At 69.0% G+C, this 15,600-nt stretch carries 11 protein-coding genes; 6 read left to right on the top strand and 5 right to left on the bottom strand.

Annotation, left to right across the window (positions count from 1 at the left end; translation table 11 throughout):
- Positions 1–15 precede the first annotated feature (15 nt).
- Positions 16–921 carry a tRNA (adenine-N1)-methyltransferase gene (locus ACFVW8_RS33370; RefSeq protein WP_389696714.1) on the bottom strand — a complete coding sequence of 302 codons (906 nt, stop codon included), beginning with the start codon at positions 919–921 and terminating at the stop codon, positions 16–18.
- Positions 922–982: 61 nt separating this feature from the next.
- Positions 983–2,233 carry a site-2 protease family protein gene (locus ACFVW8_RS33365; protein WP_389696720.1) on the bottom strand — a complete coding sequence of 417 codons (1,251 nt, stop codon included), beginning with the start codon at positions 2,231–2,233 and terminating at the stop codon, positions 983–985.
- Between the two features lie 171 nt (positions 2,234–2,404).
- Between ACFVW8_RS33365 and ACFVW8_RS33360 the strand changes: the two genes are divergently transcribed.
- Positions 2,405–3,250 carry a RecB family exonuclease gene (locus tag ACFVW8_RS33360; protein WP_389696718.1) on the top strand — a complete coding sequence of 282 codons (846 nt, stop codon included), beginning with the start codon at positions 2,405–2,407 and terminating at the stop codon, positions 3,248–3,250.
- An 8-nt stretch (positions 3,251–3,258) separates the two neighbouring features.
- A complete protein-coding gene (locus tag ACFVW8_RS33355; protein WP_363030406.1) occupies positions 3,259–3,930 on the top strand; it encodes a response regulator transcription factor in 672 nt (223 codons plus the stop codon).
- A 33-nt stretch (positions 3,931–3,963) separates the two neighbouring features.
- Here the strand turns inward: ACFVW8_RS33355 and ACFVW8_RS33350 are convergent, their stop codons facing one another.
- From ACFVW8_RS33350 to metH, 3 genes are all read right to left on the bottom strand, one after another.
- The gene (locus tag ACFVW8_RS33350) at positions 3,964–5,565 is read right to left on the bottom strand and encodes an ABC transporter substrate-binding protein (protein WP_389696712.1); all 1,602 of its coding nucleotides are present in this window, start codon (positions 5,563–5,565) and stop codon (positions 3,964–3,966) included.
- Positions 5,566–5,927: 362 nt separating this feature from the next.
- Positions 5,928–6,629, bottom strand: a complete 702-nt coding sequence (locus ACFVW8_RS33345) for an HAD family hydrolase (protein ID WP_389696710.1) — start codon at positions 6,627–6,629, stop codon at positions 5,928–5,930.
- Between the two features lie 119 nt (positions 6,630–6,748).
- Positions 6,749–10,261, bottom strand: a complete 3,513-nt coding sequence (metH, locus tag ACFVW8_RS33340; RefSeq protein WP_389696708.1) for a methionine synthase — start codon at positions 10,259–10,261, stop codon at positions 6,749–6,751.
- Between the two features lie 239 nt (positions 10,262–10,500).
- Here metH and ACFVW8_RS33335 point away from each other — a divergent pair, with 239 nt between their 5' ends.
- The 4 genes from ACFVW8_RS33335 to ACFVW8_RS33320 all read left to right on the top strand — a co-directional run bounded on the left by ACFVW8_RS33335 (position 10,501) and on the right by ACFVW8_RS33320 (position 15,512).
- Positions 10,501–11,265 (top strand): IclR family transcriptional regulator, encoded by a 765-nt coding sequence (locus tag ACFVW8_RS33335; protein ID WP_389696716.1) that lies wholly within the window; start codon positions 10,501–10,503, stop codon positions 11,263–11,265.
- 239 nt (positions 11,266–11,504) lie between these two features.
- A complete protein-coding gene (locus ACFVW8_RS33330) occupies positions 11,505–12,296 on the top strand; it encodes an MIP/aquaporin family protein (RefSeq protein WP_389696706.1) in 792 nt (263 codons plus the stop codon).
- Between the two features lie 55 nt (positions 12,297–12,351).
- Entirely contained in the window at positions 12,352–13,893 is a 1,542-nt protein-coding gene (glpK, locus tag ACFVW8_RS33325; protein WP_389696704.1) for a glycerol kinase GlpK, read from the top strand.
- Between the two features lie 5 nt (positions 13,894–13,898).
- Positions 13,899–15,512 (top strand): FAD-dependent oxidoreductase, encoded by a 1,614-nt coding sequence (locus ACFVW8_RS33320; RefSeq protein ID WP_389696702.1) that lies wholly within the window; start codon positions 13,899–13,901, stop codon positions 15,510–15,512.
- The last annotated feature ends 88 nt before the right edge of the window (positions 15,513–15,600 follow it).

The raw sequence follows: 15,600 nt of genomic DNA, 5'->3' as shown, positions 1-15,600 counted from the left end.
GGTCTGTTGCCCGGGTCAGTCGCGGGCGGGGCCGCTCTGGCTGCCCGGGCCGTCGTAGTCGTCGCCGTAGGCGCCCTTGGAGGGGCGGCGGCGGCGCGGCGGGGCCTGGACTCCGTCGGCCAGCCGGCGGGCGGTGACGAGGAAGCCGGTGTGGCCGATCATCCGGTGGTCCGGGCGGACGGCGAGGCCCTCGACATGCCAGTTGCGGATCATCGACTCCCAGGGCTGCGGTTCGGCGAAGCAGCCGATCTCACGGATGGACTCGACGGTCCGGGAGAGCTGGGTGGTGGTCGCCACGTAAGCACAGAGGATGCCGCCCGGGACGAGCGCCTTGGAGACGACGTCCAGGCATTCCCAGGGCGCGAGCATGTCCAGGACGACACGGTCGACGTCGGTTTCCGTGAGGTTGTCCTGGAGGTCGCCGACGGTGAGCTGCCATGCGGGGTGCGGGCTGCCGAAGTAGCGCTCGACGTTCTGCTGGGCGATCTCGGCGAAGTCCTCGCGGCGCTCGTAGGAGTGCAGCATGCCCTGCTCGCCGATGGCGCGGAGCAGGAAGGTGGAGAGAGCGCCGGATCCGACGCCGGCCTCCACGACGCGGGCGCCGGGGAAGATGTCGCCGAAGGCCAGGATCTGCCCCGCGTCCTTGGGGTAGACCACGGCGGCGCCGCGGGGCATGGACAGGACGTAGTCGGGGAGCAGGGGGCGCAGCGCCAGGTAGACGACGTTTCCCGTGGTACGGACAACACTGCCCTCGGGAGCACCGATCAGCTCGTCGTGCGAGAAAGAACCCTTGTGGGTGTGGAAGTTCTTTCCGGCTTCGAGCGTGAAGGTGTAGTGGCGTCCCTTGGGATCGGTGAGCTGGACCTGGTCCCCGACCTTGAAGGGCCCGCGTCGGCGGGCGGCACCGGTCGGTTCAGACATGTGACCAGCGTACCGGTGTTTCCGCGGGCTCCGACCGCTTGTCCGGGCGGGGATGCCGGGTTCAGGCGGCGGGCCGGGCCATGGCGGCGACGAAGGCGCGTTCGACGTCGGCGGTGGACAGCACCCCGTAGATCTCGCCGGTTTCCTCGACAACGAGGTACTCGGTGGCGGGATTGGCCTTGAGCCGGTCCAGGAGGGCTTCGCCGGCCAGCTCCGCGTTGACCTTCATGCCGTCGGTGAGGTCCTGGGCGAGGCCGCTGACGGCGACCCAGGGGCGACGGTGCTCGGGGACGGCGACGATGGCGGCCTCGCGGACGACGGCCTTGGGGTCGCCGTTCGCGTCGACGACGACGAGGGCGCGGGCGCCTGCCTCGTTGGCCCGGCGCAGCGCCTCGGAGAGCGGGGTGGCCGGCTCGACCGGTACGGCACGCCGGGTGAGGGCGCGGGCGCGCAGGTCGGGGAGGTGCTCGCGCAGCCGGGCCATGCGCAGGCTGTTGCCCGCCCCGGTCCAGATGATGGCGGCGAGGACGGCTGCGAGCAGCGCGTCGATGACGGTGTCCATGCCGCTGAGGCTGTCCGTGTCGTTCCCGAAGGACCCGGTCCGGGTGAGGAGGGGAAGGCCGATGAGGGTGCTGACGGCGAGGGCGCGGCCGACCCAGGCGGCGGCGACGGTTCCGCTCATCGGGCGGCCGGTGATCTTCCAGACGACGGCGCGGAGCATGCGGCCGCCGTCGAGCGGGAGGCCGGGCAGCAGGTTGAAGACGGCGACGATGAGGTTGGAGATCATCAGCCCGCCGAGCAGGACGCCGGGCACGGTGCCGCGCTCGACGAAGTTCAGCGGGATGTAGAAGAGGCCGGCCAGGACGAGTGAGAGCAGCGGGCCGACGAAGGCGAGGACGAACTCGCGCCCCGGGGTCTCGGACTCCTTCTCGATCTCGGAGACGCCTCCGAAGAACTGGAGCTGGATGCGCCGCACCGGGAGCCTGTAGCGCAGGGCAACCACTGTGTGCGCGAGTTCGTGGACGAGCACGGAGGCGTAGAAGGCGATGGCGAAGAAGAGCGCGACGAGGTAGCGGGCCGCGCCGAGGCCGGGCAGGACCCGGTCGAGCTGGCCGCCGAAGACCCAGGTGATGAGGGCGGCGACGAGGAACCAGCTCGGTGCGACGTAGACGGGCACTCCGAAGGGCCGGCCCATGAGGATGCCGCCTCCGGGATCTTCGCGGCGCGCCGGTTTGCCCTTGTCGGGGCCGGTGCCGGGGTCTGTTCCCCCTGCGTCCGGCTGCGGCCGCCCGCTGTTGCCGCTCTCGTCCACGAGGTCCCTTCGGTCGGTGCCGTCCGGCACGATCATGCTGTGTTCGGGGGTCTGTGGTCGATGGTATGCCGGTTGTTGTCAGTGGCGGGTCGTAGGGTCTTCGTCATGACCTCAGTACCGCGGCCGCCTCAGCCGCCCTCGTCCCTTTCCCCGTCACGGGCGAGCGACTTCATGCAGTGCCCCCTGCTGTACCGCTTCCGGGTCATCGACAGACTGCCGCAGAAGCCCAGTGAGGCGGCTACCCGGGGGACACTGGTCCATGCGGTGCTGGAGCGGCTGTTCGACAACCCGGCGACGGAGCGGACGGCCGGCCGGGCCACGGCGCTGATTCCGGGGCAGTGGGACCGGCTGCTGGAGTCGAAGCCGGAGCTGTCGGAGCTGTTCGCTGAGGATCCGCAGGGTGAGCGGCTCTCGCGCTGGCTGTCGGAGGCGGAGCGGCTCGTGGAGCGCTGGTTCTCGCTGGAGGATCCGACGCGGCTGGAGCCGGCCGAGCGGGAGCTGTTCGTCGAGACGGAGCTGGAGTCGGGGCTGCGGCTGCGCGGGGTGATCGACCGGATCGATGTGACTCCGGCGGGTGATGTCCGGATCGTCGACTACAAGACGGGAAAGGCGCCGCGTCCGGAGTACGCGGAGGGTGCGCTGTTCCAGATGAAGTTCTACGCGCTCGTCATCTGGCGGCTGAAGGGTGTCGTGCCGCGTCGGCTCCAGCTCGTCTACCTGGGCAGCGGGGACGTGATGACGTACGACCCGGTGGTGGCGGATCTGGAACGGGTGGAGCGCAAGCTGCTGGCCCTCTGGGAGGCGATCTCGCTGGCCACGGAGACCGGTGAGTGGCGGCCGCGGCCGACGAAGCTGTGCGGCTGGTGCGACCATCAGGCGCTCTGCCCGGAGTTCGGCGGTACTCCCCCGGTCTATCCGCTGTCGGTACGCCCGGCGGAGCCTGCGCAGGACGTGCAGGGCAGAATGGACCCGGTCCATGCTGAGGCCGGCCGGCCTGTGGCCCTTGAAGGACCTTGAGGAGAACCGTGGCAATCCGCGTCCTGCTGGTCGATGACCAACCACTGCTGCGCACCGGCTTCCGGATGATTCTGGAGGCGGAGGGTGATCTCGCGGTGGTGGGCGAGGCCGGTGACGGTCTCCAGGCTCTCGATCAGGTACGGGCGCTGCAGCCCGATGTGGTGCTGATGGACATCCGGATGCCGCGGATGGACGGTGTCGAGGCGACCCGTCAGATCACCGGCCCCGGGCGGGACGGTCCGGCGAAGGTGCTGGTGCTCACCACGTTCGATCTCGACGAGTACGTGGTGGAGGCGCTGCGCGCCGGTGCCAGCGGCTTCCTGCTGAAGGATGCACCGGCCAATGAGCTGGTGCAGGCGATCCGGGTGGTCGCGGGTGGCGAGGCGATGCTCGCCCCGAGCATCACGCGCCGGCTGCTGGACAAGTACGCGGATCACCTGCCGTCCGGCGAGGAGCCGGTGCCGGACACGCTGAACACCCTGACGGACCGCGAGGTGGAAGTCCTGAAGCTGGTGGCGCGCGGCTTGTCGAATGCGGAGATCGCCGCTGATCTCTTCGTCAGTGAGACGACGGTCAAGACGCATGTGGGTCATGTCCTGACGAAGCTCGGTCTGCGCGACCGGGTGCAGGCGGCCGTCTACGCCTACGAGAGCGGACTGGTGCGCCCCGGCGCCCAGTGACCCTGACGAGTCCCGGGGCCGGGGCGGGACGGCTCAGCCGGTGCCGCGGCTCAGCTCCCAGAGCTGGAGGTCGGCGGAGGAGTTGACCGCCCACTCCACGCCGCTGATGCCGTCGCGGGAGGCGACGTACTGCTTGCCCTGCCAGACCGGGAGCACCGGGACGTCCTCGGCGACGATGTCCTGGATCTTCTTGAAGGTCTTGGCGGCGACGTTGCGGTCGGCCTCGCGGCGGGAGTCCGGGATGAGGGTCCGCCGGGCGAGGGTCGAGGTGTAGGGCGAGTTGAGGAAGTTGTTCTTGTCGAGGAACGGGGCCGTGTAGTTGTCCGGGTCCGGGAAGTCCGGGAACCAGCCCATGCCGTAGGCGGCGTAGTCGCCCCGCAGCTCGGCCGGGCGGTACTTCGCCCAGGGGGTGCCCTCCACCGTCACGTCGAACAGTCCCGTGTCGTTGAGCTGCTTGCTCAGCGTCTTGAACTCGGTCGAGGTCGCGTCGCCGTAATGGTCGGTCGTGTAGTGCAGGGTGAACTTCACCGGGGTATGGATCCCGGCGGCCTTCAGGATCGCGGCTGCCTTGGCCGTGCTGGGCTCGCCGTACTTGTTGAAGAACGAGTTGGTGTGTCCGGCGATGCTGGACGGGATCAGCGAGTACAGGGGTTCGGCCGTGGTGCCGTAGACCTCGCTCGCGATCTGGCCGCGGTCGATGATCTGGGCCATCGCCTGGCGGACCGCCTTGTTCCGTACGGCCGGGTCATCGGTGTCGAATCCGATGTAGCTGATGGCAAGGCCCGGCATCTCGGTCAGCTTGATGCCGTCCTTGGGGTTCTCCAGCATGTCCTGCGACTGCTTCGGCGACATGGTGCGGGTCATCATGTCGATCTTCTTGTCGTCGAGCGCCTTGCCCATGGCGGTGGCGTCCGGGAAAAGATCGAGTTCGACCTTGTCGTTCTGCACCTTGAGATCCCCCTTGTAATGAGGATTTCTGGTGAAGAGCACTTTCACGACCTGATTGTTCTTCACTTCCGGCTTCATCGTGTACGGACCGGAGCCGTCCACCTGAAAGCCCTTGCGCCCGGAGTCGGCCGGGTACGTTCCCGGCTTGACTATTCCGGCGGGCGGGGTGGCGAGCTTGTAGGGGAAGGTCGCGTCCGGGGCCCGGAGATGGAATACGACCTCGCGGTCACCCTTGGTCTCGACGGTGTCGATGTTGTTGAGCAGGGAGACGGGGCCGTTGGTGGACTTGATCCGGATGACTCGGTCGATGGAGTACTTGACGTCCTCGGCGGTGACCGCGCTGCCGTCGGCGAACTCCAGTCCGCTGCGCAGCTTGCAGCGGTAGCTCTCGTTGGCCGTGTCCGTGAAGGAACAGCTCTCGGCGGCCTCCGGCACCGGCAGGCCGCCGCCGCGCGGGACGTGCATGAGCGTCTGCACGGTCTGCCGCAGGACGTTCCAGACGCCCGCCTCGTAGCCGATGGCGGGGTCGAGCGGTGCGGGGGCGTCCTTCGAAGCGACGAACTGGTCCGTGGTGCCGACAGCGATGGCACCGTTGCCATCGCTCCCGCCGTCCGCCGCGCCGCAGGCGGCGAGTACGGGCGCGAGCAGGCCGACGACGGCCGGCAGCACCAGAGTCTTACGGTTCATCTTGGACGTTCTCCCTCATCCGGTCATGGAGAAAACGACATTAGTAGCCCGCGTCGGCAATGCCTGACGGGCGCAGGCCGATCAGCAATCAGCGGGTGACCGGAATGCATGAAGGCCCGATTCCGAATACCGGAATGATTCGTACAGGGATTCACGAACCGGGACACTTGGTTACGTCAAATCGGGCAGCCGGTCGAATCAGGCAGGCCGCACAGGGCCAAAAGGGTGATGAACGTCACCCGGTGAACGATTTCCCGTCGTTGACATGCACCCGACTTACTTGCACGTAAGCGCGACAGAATAAGCACGGCCCGCCCCGAGAGATTTTCTATTCATTCACAGAAACACTCTCGGTGTGCGGATCAACGCATTCCCGTTACCAGTCCCCTGAGGAATTCGAGATCGACTTCCTCGAGGGAACCGACGACCGCCCGGCCCGCCGCCGGCGCGATCGGTGACACGGACGGCACCGCCACGACCCGGCACCCGGCGGCCTCCGCTGACGCCACCCCGGTCGCGGTGTCCTCGATGACCGCACAGAGCCGCGGATCGGCCCCGAAGCCGCTCGCGGCGGCGAGGTACGGCTCCGGGTGCGGCTTCGTCCGGGTGACCTCGTCGCCCGCGACGGTCAGCGCGAAGTGATGGTGGCCCACGGAGTCCAGCACCCGGTCGATGATCCGCCGGTGCGAGGCGGAGACCAGGGCGGTCGGGATCCGGTGCCTGCCCAGCTCGGCCAGCAGCCGGGCCGCTCCGGGCATCAGCGGCACACCGAGGCCGATGCGCTTCTCGAAGCGGTCGTTGAGCAGCACGGTCAGCTCGGGAAGCGTGATGTCGGCGCCCGTGGACTCGATCAGGTATCCGGCGCTGCGGGTCATCGGGCCGCCGACGACCACCTCACGCCATGCCTCGTCCAGCGTGTGCCCGAGGTCGGCGAAGACCTCCCTCTCGACGTCCCACCAGAAGCCCTCGGTGTCGACCAGGGTGCCGTCCATGTCGAGAAGAACGGCCTGCAGGGCCGCACCCTCGGCCGTACGGCTCAGGGACGCGGGGATCGTACTGGTCATCCGGCACACCTTCCATGAGGGGCGAGAAGGCCGGCCGCCCTTCCCCGGAGGGAGGCGACCGGCCTGCACTGGACCGACCAGTGTACGACTCGTCCCGCTACCACGCGTCGAACGGCGTCCTACCGCGCGTTGAAGTACTTCGCCTCCGGGTGGTGGATGACGATCGCGTCGGTGGACTGCTCGGGGTGCAGCTGGAACTCCTCGGAGAGGTGCACGCCGATCCGCTCGGGCTGGAGCAGGTCGGCGATCTTCGCCCGGTCCTCCAGGTCCGGGCAGGCGCCGTAGCCGAGGGAGAAGCGCGCGCCCCGGTACTTCAGCGCGAACATGTCCTCCACATCGGACGGGTCCTCGCCTGCGAAGCCGAGCTCCGAGCGGACCCGGGCGTGCCAGTACTCGGCGAGCGCCTCGGCCAGCTGGACGGAGAGCCCGTGCAGCTCCAGGTAGTCCCGGTAGGCGTTGGCCTCGAAGAGCTTGGCGGTCTCACCGCCGATCTTCGAGCCGACGGTGACGACCTGGAGGCCGATCACGTCCGTCTCCCCGGACTCCTCCGGACGGAAGAAGTCGGCCAGGCAGAGGCGGCGGCCGCGGCGCTGACGGGGGAAGGTGAAGCGGGTGCGCTCCGAGCCGTCCTCGTGCAGCAGGATCAGGTCCTCGCCCTTGGAGACGCAGGGGAAGTAGCCGTAGACGACGGCGGCCTCCAGCAGGTTCTCGGTGTGCAGCTTGTCGAGCCAGCCGCGCAGGTGCGGGCGGCCCTCGGTCGCCGCCAGCTCCTCGTACGTCGGTCCGTCACCGGCGCGTGCCTGCTTGAGTCCCCACTGGCCCTTGAAGAGGGCACCCTCGTCGAGCCAGGAGGCGTACTCCTTGAGCTGGATGCCCTTGACCACGCGGGTTCCCCAGAACGGCGGCGTGGGGACCGGGTTGTCGACTGCGACGTCGGAGCGCACGCCCTCCTCCGGCTCCTCGACCTCCAGCACGGCCGTGTCGCGCTGGGGGACGCGGCGTTGCTTGAGTTCGGGGAGGCTGGCTCCGGGGACGCCGCGCTTGACCGCGATCAGCGCGTCCATCAGGCGCAGCCCCTCGAAGGCGTCGCGGGCGTAGCGGACCTCGCCCTCGTAGATCTCGTGGAGGTCCTGCTCGACATAGGCGCGGGTGAGGGCGGCGCCGCCGAGGATCACCGGGTAGTCGGCCGCCAGCTTGCGCTGGTTGAGCTCCTGGAGGTTCTCCTTCATGATCACGGTGGACTTGACCAGGAGACCGGACATACCGATGACGTCGGCGCGGTGCTCGTCCGCGGCTTCGAGGATCGCGGAGACGGGCTGCTTGATGCCGATGTTGACGACGTTGTAGCCGTTGTTGGACAGGATGATGTCGACGAGGTTCTTGCCGATGTCGTGGACGTCGCCGCGGACGGTGGCCAGCACGATGGTGCCCTTGCCCTCGGCGTCGGACTTCTCCATGTGCGGTTCCAGGTGGGCCACCGCGGTCTTCATGACCTCGGCGGACTGGAGCACGAACGGCAGCTGCATCTGGCCGGAGCCGAAGAGCTCGCCGACGACCTTCATGCCTTCCAGCAGGGTGTCGTTGACGATGTCCAGAGCCGGACGGGTCCGCAGAGCCTCGTCGAGGTCGGCCTCCAGGCCCTTCTTCTCGCCGTCGATGATCCGGCGCTGGAGGCGCTCGTCGAGCGGCAGCGCGAGGAGTTCCTCGGCCTTGCCCTCCTTCATCGACTTCATGTTGACGCCCTCGAACAGCTCCATGAGCCGCTGCAGCGGGTCGTAGCCCTCGGCACGGCGGTCGTAGACCAGGTCGTGGGCGACCTTGACCTGCTCCTCGTCCAGGCGGGCGATCGGAAGGATCTTCGAGGCGTGCACGATGGCGGAGTCGAGACCGGCCTTGACGCACTCGTCGAGGAAGACGGAGTTGAGGACGACGCGGGCGGCCGGGTTGAGGCCGAAGGAGATGTTCGACAGGCCCAGCGTCGTCTGGACGTCGGGGTGGCGCTTCTTCAGCTCGCGAATGGCCTCGATGGTGGCGATGCCGTCCTTGCGGGACTCCTCCTGGCCCGTGCAGATGGTGAAGGTGAGGCAGTCGATGAGGATGTCCGACTCCTGGATGCCCCAGTTGCCGGTGAGGTCTTCGATGAGCCGCTCCGCGATGGCGACCTTGTGCTCGACAGTACGGGCCTGGCCCTCCTCGTCGATGGTCAGCGCGATCAGCGCGGCACCGTGCTCGGCGGCCAGCCGGGTGACCTGGACGAAGCGCGACTCGGGGCCGTCGCCGTCCTCGTAGTTCACCGAGTTCAGGACCGCGCGCCCGCCGAGCTTCTCCAGACCGGCCCGCAGCACGGGCAGCTCGGTGGAGTCCAGCACGACCGGCAGGGTCGAGGCCGTGGCGAACCGTCCGGCCAGCTCCTTCATGTCGGCGACACCGTCGCGGCCGACGTAGTCGACGCAGAGGTCGAGCATGTGCGCGCCCTCGCGGATCTGGTCGCGGGCCATCTCCACACAGTCGTCCCAGCGGGCCTCCAGCATGGCCTCGCGGAACTTCTTCGACCCGTTGGCGTTCGTACGCTCACCGATCGCGAGGTACGAGGTGTCCTGCCGGAACGGCACGGTCTGGTAGAGCGAGGCGGCACCGGGCTCGGGGCGCGGCTCCCGCGGAGCGAGAGCGACACCGCGGACGCGCTCGACCACTTGCCGCAGATGCTCGGGCGTCGTACCGCAGCACCCTCCGACCAACGACAGGCCGTACTCGCGCACGAACGTCTCCTGGGCGTCGGCGAGCTCCTCGGGCGACAACGGGTAGTGCGCACCGTCCTTGCCGAGCACGGGGAGACCGGCGTTGGGCATGCAGGAGATCGGGATGCGCGAGTGGCGGGCGAGGTAGCGCAGGTGCTCGCTCATCTCGGCGGGGCCGGTGGCGCAGTTCAGGCCGATGAGGTCGATGCCGAGCGGTTCCAGGGCGGTGAGCGCAGCGCCGATCTCGGAGCCGAGCAGCATGGTGCCGGTCGTCTCGACGGTGACGGAGCAGATCACCGGCAGATCGGCGCCGGTGGCCTCCAGGGCACGACGGGCGCCGATGACGGACGCCTTGGTCTGCAGCAGGTCCTGCGTCGTCTCCACCAGAAGGGCGTCTGCGCCGCCGGCGATCATGCCCTCGGCGTTCTGCTGGTAGGCGTCGCGGAGCTTGTCGTACGGGGCGTGGCCGAGCGTCGGCAGCTTCGTCCCGGGGCCCATGGAGCCGAGCACCCAACGCTGCTGTCCGGTGGACGCGGTGAACTCGTCGGCGACCTCACGGGCGATACGCGCCCCGGACTCGGAGAGCTCGTACACGCGCTCGGGGATGTCGTACTCGCCGAGGGCTGCCAGGTTCGCACCGAAGGTGTTCGTCTCGACACAGTCCACCCCGACCGCGAAGTACTCCTCGTGCACGGAGCGCACGATGTCGGGCCGGGTGAGGTTCAGGATCTCGTTGCAGCCTTCGAGGTTCTCGAAGTCCTCGAGCGTGGGGTCCTGGGCCTGGAGCATGGTGCCCATGGCACCGTCGGCCACCACCACTCGGGTGGCGAGCGCCTCGCGGAGGGCTGCGGCTCGGGTCCGGCTGTCGGCGGAAGGGGTCGGCGACGAGGCCATGGATGTACTCCCTGAGATGCGACGGCTGTCGGCTTTGCGGCTTCGGCGGAAGGCGCACCCGGCCAGGGTAGCCGGGCGGCGCCTGTGGGCGTCACTCCGTCCCACGAATCGGACCGCATGCTGTTCAGGGGGCTGCCCGGACCGGCGGGGGTGTCGCAGACTTCTGCTGCGGTCGAGCATGGGTCGACATCGACCGATAGTGTTCAGCATTGTCGAACGAGGTGGAGGAGTACGGCACGATGGCCAAGAACATCCAGTCGCTGGAACGGGCGGCCGCGATGCTGCGACTGCTGGCGGGCGGCGAACGGCGACTGGGACTGTCCGACATCGCCTCCTCGCTGAGCCTGGCCAAGGGCACCGCCCACGGCATCCTGCGCACGCTCCAGCACGAGGGCTTCGTCGAGCAGGATGCCGTCTCCGGCCGCTACCAGCTCGGCGCCGAGCTGCTGCGCCTGGGCAACAGCTATCTCGACGTCCACGAACTGCGGGCCCGCGCACTGGTCTGGACGGACGATCTGGCCCGCTCCAGCGGCGAGAGCACCCATCTGGGCGTACTGCACCAGAAGGGCGTACTCATCGTCCACCACGTCTTCCGGCCCGACGACAGCCGGCAGGTCCTGGAGGTGGGGGCCATGCAGCCGCTGCACTCGACGGCCCTGGGCAAGGTGCTGGCAGCCTACGACCCGGTGGCGCACACGGAGGCACTGGAGGCCGAGCGGCGGTCCTTCACGCCCCGCACCGTCACCGATCCGGCGGAGTTCGACGCCATGCTCGATCTGATCCGGGCGCGCGGCTGGGCGGCCGACATGGAGGAGACCTGGGAGGGGGTGGCCGCGGTGGCCGCCCCGATTCACGACCGGCGCCGGATGCCCGTCGGAGCGGTGGCCGTGACCGGTGCGGTGGAGCGGGTCTGCACGGAGGGCGAACTGCGGCCCGATCTGATCGCGGCGGTGCGGGACTGTGCCCGCGCGGTCTCCCGCGATCTGGGCGCCAGGCGCTTCTGAGCTCCATGCGGGACCATGGCTGACAAGCACTCAATCGAGTTCTACGCCACACACCCCTTGACGCCTCGTTCACCTGCGAGAAACACTGCCGAGCACCGGTCGGCATTGTCGAACACTTGACGGAAACAAGCGTTAAGGTGTGACAAGTGCCAAGGGCCGGTAACGCCCTTACATGAGGGCGCGGACCACCGGAGGGACCCGGGGTTCGGCTTCCTGGACGAAGGACAAAGGAGTCGCGGGTGTCCAGCTCCGACATCTTCATCGGCGAGACCATCGGTACCGCCGTACTCATCCTGCTCGGCGCCGGTGTCTGTGCCGCCGTCACGCTCAAGCACTCGAAGGCACAGAACGCCGGCTGGGTCGCGATCAGCTTCGGCTGGGGTCTCGCGGTCCTGACCGGCGCGTACATCGCCGGCGGCGTATCCGGCGCACACCTCAACCCCGCCGTGACCATCGGTCTGGCGATCGAGGGCGGAACCAAGTGGAGCGACGTACCGCTCTACCTGGCCTCCGAGCTCCTCGGCGCGATGATCGGCGCGGTGCTGGTCTGGCTGGTCTACTACGGACAGTTCCGGGCGCACCTCACGGATCCGGAGGTCCTCAAGGCCCATACGGGTGAGGAGGGCATGGTCGACAAGGCCGCGGCCCCCAAGGCCGGACCTGTGCTCGGCGTCTTCTCGACGGGCCCGGAGATCCGCAACGCCGTACAGAACGTCGTCACCGAGGTCATCGCCACGATCGTGCTGGTCCTGGCGATCCTCACCCAGGGCCTCAACGACAAAGGCAACGGCCTCGGCGCGCTCGGCGCCCTGATCACCGCTCTGGTGGTCGTCGGTATCGGCCTGTCGCTCGGCGGGCCGACGGGCTACGCGATCAACCCGGTTCGCGACCTCGGTCCGCGTATCGTGCACGCGCTGCTTCCGCTGCCGAACAAGGGCGGTTCCGACTGGGGCTACGCGTGGATCCCGGTCGTCGGCCCCCTCATCGGCGGCGCGCTCGCGGGCGGGCTCTACAACCTCGCCTTCGCGTGAGACAACGGGCCCAGAGCCGTAACCCCAAGACCTCACAGACCTCCGGGAGTACACCGTGACCGACGCACACACCACCGGCACCCACGGAACCGGGCCGTTCATCGCGGCCATCGACCAGGGCACCACCTCCAGCCGCTGCATCGTCTTCGACAAGGACGGCCGGATCGTCTCCGTCGACCAGAAGGAGCACGAGCAGATCCTCCCGAAGCCGGGCTGGGTCGAGCACAACGCGACCGAGATCTGGGAGAACGTCCAGGAGGTCGTGGCCGGTGCCATCGTCAAGGCCGGCATCACCGCCGCCGACGTGAAGGCCATCGGCATCACCAACCAGCGCGAGACCACACTGCTCTGGGACAAGAACACCGGTGAGCCCGTCCACAACGCCCTCGTCTGGCAGGACACGCGCACCGACGCCCTCTGCCGGGAGCTCGGCCGCAACGTGGGCCAGGACCGCTTCCGCCGCGAGACGGGCCTGCCGCTGGCCTCGTACTTCGCCGGGCCCAAGGTCCGCTGGCTGCTCGACAACGTCGAGGGCCTGCGCGAGCGCGCCGAGCGGGGCGACATCCTCTTCGGCACCATGGACTCCTGGGTCATCTGGAACCTGACCGGCGGCACCGAGGGCGGCGTGCACGTCACCGACGTCACCAACGCCTCGCGCACCCTCCTGATGAACCTGCACACCATGTCGTGGGACGACAAGATCCTCGCCTCCATCGGCATCCCCGCCGCGGTGCTGCCCGAGATCCGGTCCTCGGCCGAGGTCTACGGCCACGCCAAGGGCGGCGTGCTCGACGGCGTGCCGGTCGCCTCCGCGCTCGGTGACCAGCAGGCCGCGCTGTTCGGCCAGACGTGTTACGCCGAGGGCGAGGCCAAGTCCACCTACGGCACCGGCACCTTCATGCTGATGAACACCGGTGAGACGCCCGTCAACTCCTACAACGGGCTGCTGACCACGGTCGGCTACCAGATCGGCGACCAGAAGCCGGTCTACGCCCTGGAGGGGTCGATCGCCGTCACCGGTTCGCTGGTGCAGTGGATGCGCGACCAGATGGGCCTCATCCAGTCCGCGGCCGAGATCGAGACCCTGGCCTCGTCGGTCGAGGACAACGGCGGCGCGTACTTCGTGCCCGCCTTCTCCGGACTGTTCGCCCCGTACTGGCGCCCCGACGCCCGCGGCGTCATCGCCGGTCTCACCCGCTACGTCACCAAGGCGCACATCGCCCGTGCCGTGCTGGAAGCCACCGCCTGGCAGACCCGTGAGATCAGCGACGCCATGACCAAGGACTCCGGCGTCGAGCTGACCGCGCTCAAGGTCGACGGCGGAATGACCTCCAACAACCTGCTGATGCAGACCCTCGCCGACTTCCTGGACGCACCCGTGGTGCGGCCCATGGTCGCCGAGACCACCTGCCTCGGCGCCGCCTACGCCGCCGGCCTCGCCGTCGGCTTCTGGCCGGACACCGACGCGCTGCGCGCCAACTGGCGCCGGGCCGCCGAGTGGACCCCCCGCATGGACGCGGACACCCGCGACCGCGAGTACAAGAGCTGGCTCAAGGCCGTACAGCGGACCATGGACTGGCTCGAAGACGAGGAGTAGAGAACATGACCACCCTGCAGAGCGTCCCCGCCCTCGGGACGCATCCGGCCTCCGGCTCCCTTCCGAGCCGCGCCGAGACCCGGGAGCAGCTTTCCAAGGCGACGTACGACCTCCTGGTGATCGGCGGCGGCATCCTGGGCATCTCCACCGCCTGGCACGCCGCGCAGTCCGGGCTGCGGGTGGCCCTGGTGGACGCCGGCGACTTCGCCGGCGCCACCTCCTCCGCCTCCTCCAAGCTGCTCCACGGCGGTCTGCGCTACCTGCAGACCGGCGCGGTGAAGCTGGTCGCGGAAAACCACTTCGAACGGCGTGCGGTGTCCCGTCAGGTCGCACCGCACCTCGCCAACCCGCTCACCTTCTACCTGCCGGTCTACAAGGGCGGCCCGCACGGGGCCGCCAAGCTCGGCGCGGGCGTGTTCGCGTACTCGGCGCTCTCCGCGTTCGGTGACGGCGTCGGCCACGTGATCAGCCCGGCGAGGGCGCAGCGCGATGTCCCGGAGCTGCGTACCGACAATCTGAAGGCCGTCGCGGTCTACGGCGACGACCAGATGAACGACGCGCGGATGGCGCTGATGACGGTCCGCGCGGCCGTCGAGGCGGGCGCCGCCGTGCTCAACCACGCCGCCGTGACCGGGCTGCGCTTCACCAAGGGCCGGGTGACCGGTGCCGATCTGCGGGACTCCGTGGACGGCTCGGAGTTCGGGATCAACGCCCGTCTGGTGCTCAACGCCACCGGGCCGTGGGTCGACCACCTGCGCCGGATGGAGAACCCGGACGCGGCGCCCTCCATACGTCTGTCCAAGGGTGCGCACCTGGTGCTCAAGCGGACCCGGCCGTGGAAGGCCGCGCTCGCCACCCCGATCGACAAGTACCGCATCACGTTCGCCCTGCCGTGGGAGGACATGCTGCTGCTCGGCACGACGGACGAGGAGTACGAGGGCGATCCGGCGGATGTCTCGGTCACCGAGCAGGACACCGCGCAGATCCTGGACGAGGCGGCGTTCTCGGTCCGGGACCAGCAGCTGTCGAGCGATCTGATCACGTACTCCTTCGCGGGTCTGCGGGTGCTGCCCGGCGGTCCCGGCAACACCTCCAAGGCCAAGCGGGAGACCGTGGTCACGGAGGGCCGCGGCGGCATGCTGTCGGTGGCGGGCGGCAAGTGGACGACGTTCCGCCACATCGGCCGTACGGTGATGAACAAGCTGGCCGCCCTTCCCGGGCATCCGCTCGGTGAGGACATGGAGCCGATGGCCCGGCTGCCGAAGAAGCTGCCGCTGCCGGGCATCGCCAATCCGAACGCGGTCGCGCACCGGCTGCTGGTCGACGGCGGAACGCCCGGACCGCGGATGTCCGCCGACACGGCACGGCATCTGGCCACGCACTACGGTTCGCTGTCCTTCGACATCGCCCGGCTGGCCAACGAGGACCCGGCACTCGCCCGGCGCATCCACCCGGACGCGCCGGAGATCTGGGCGCAGGTCGCCTACGCGCGCGACCACGAGTGGGCCGAGACGGCGGACGACGTGCTGCGGCGCCGTACGACGCTGACGATCCGGGGCCTGGCGACGGACGAGATCCGGGCCGGCGTCGAGTCCGTGCTCGGGGACCGCAGGAGCTGACCGGCCGCGTCGGCGGGGGCGCGCAAAACAAAAACCCCCCAACCCCCACAACACAAAAAACACACACACAAAAACCAACACACACACA

The organism is Streptomyces sp. NPDC058221, from assembly GCF_042882365.1.
Lineage (GTDB): Bacteria > Actinomycetota > Actinomycetes > Streptomycetales > Streptomycetaceae > Streptomyces.
This window is presented reverse-complemented; position numbering and strand designations above follow the sequence as displayed.

What these genes read in the sequence shown, in the direction of transcription:
- ACFVW8_RS33335 (WP_389696716.1), top strand. Translation starts at nt 10,501, where the DNA reads ATGGCCAAGAACATCCAGTCGCTGGAACGGGCGGCCGCGATGCTGCGA.
- ACFVW8_RS33350 (WP_389696712.1), bottom strand. Translation starts at nt 5,565, where the DNA reads ATGAACCGTAAGACTCTGGTGCTGCCGGCCGTCGTCGGCCTGCTCGCG.
- ACFVW8_RS33360 (WP_389696718.1), top strand. Translation starts at nt 2,405, where the DNA reads ATGCAGTGCCCCCTGCTGTACCGCTTCCGGGTCATCGACAGACTGCCG.
- ACFVW8_RS33345 (WP_389696710.1), bottom strand. Translation starts at nt 6,629, where the DNA reads ATGACCAGTACGATCCCCGCGTCCCTGAGCCGTACGGCCGAGGGTGCG.
- metH (WP_389696708.1), bottom strand. Translation starts at nt 10,261, where the DNA reads ATGGCCTCGTCGCCGACCCCTTCCGCCGACAGCCGGACCCGAGCCGCA.
- ACFVW8_RS33370 (WP_389696714.1), bottom strand. Translation starts at nt 921, where the DNA reads ATGTCTGAACCGACCGGTGCCGCCCGCCGACGCGGGCCCTTCAAGGTC.
- ACFVW8_RS33320 (WP_389696702.1), top strand. Translation starts at nt 13,899, where the DNA reads ATGACCACCCTGCAGAGCGTCCCCGCCCTCGGGACGCATCCGGCCTCC.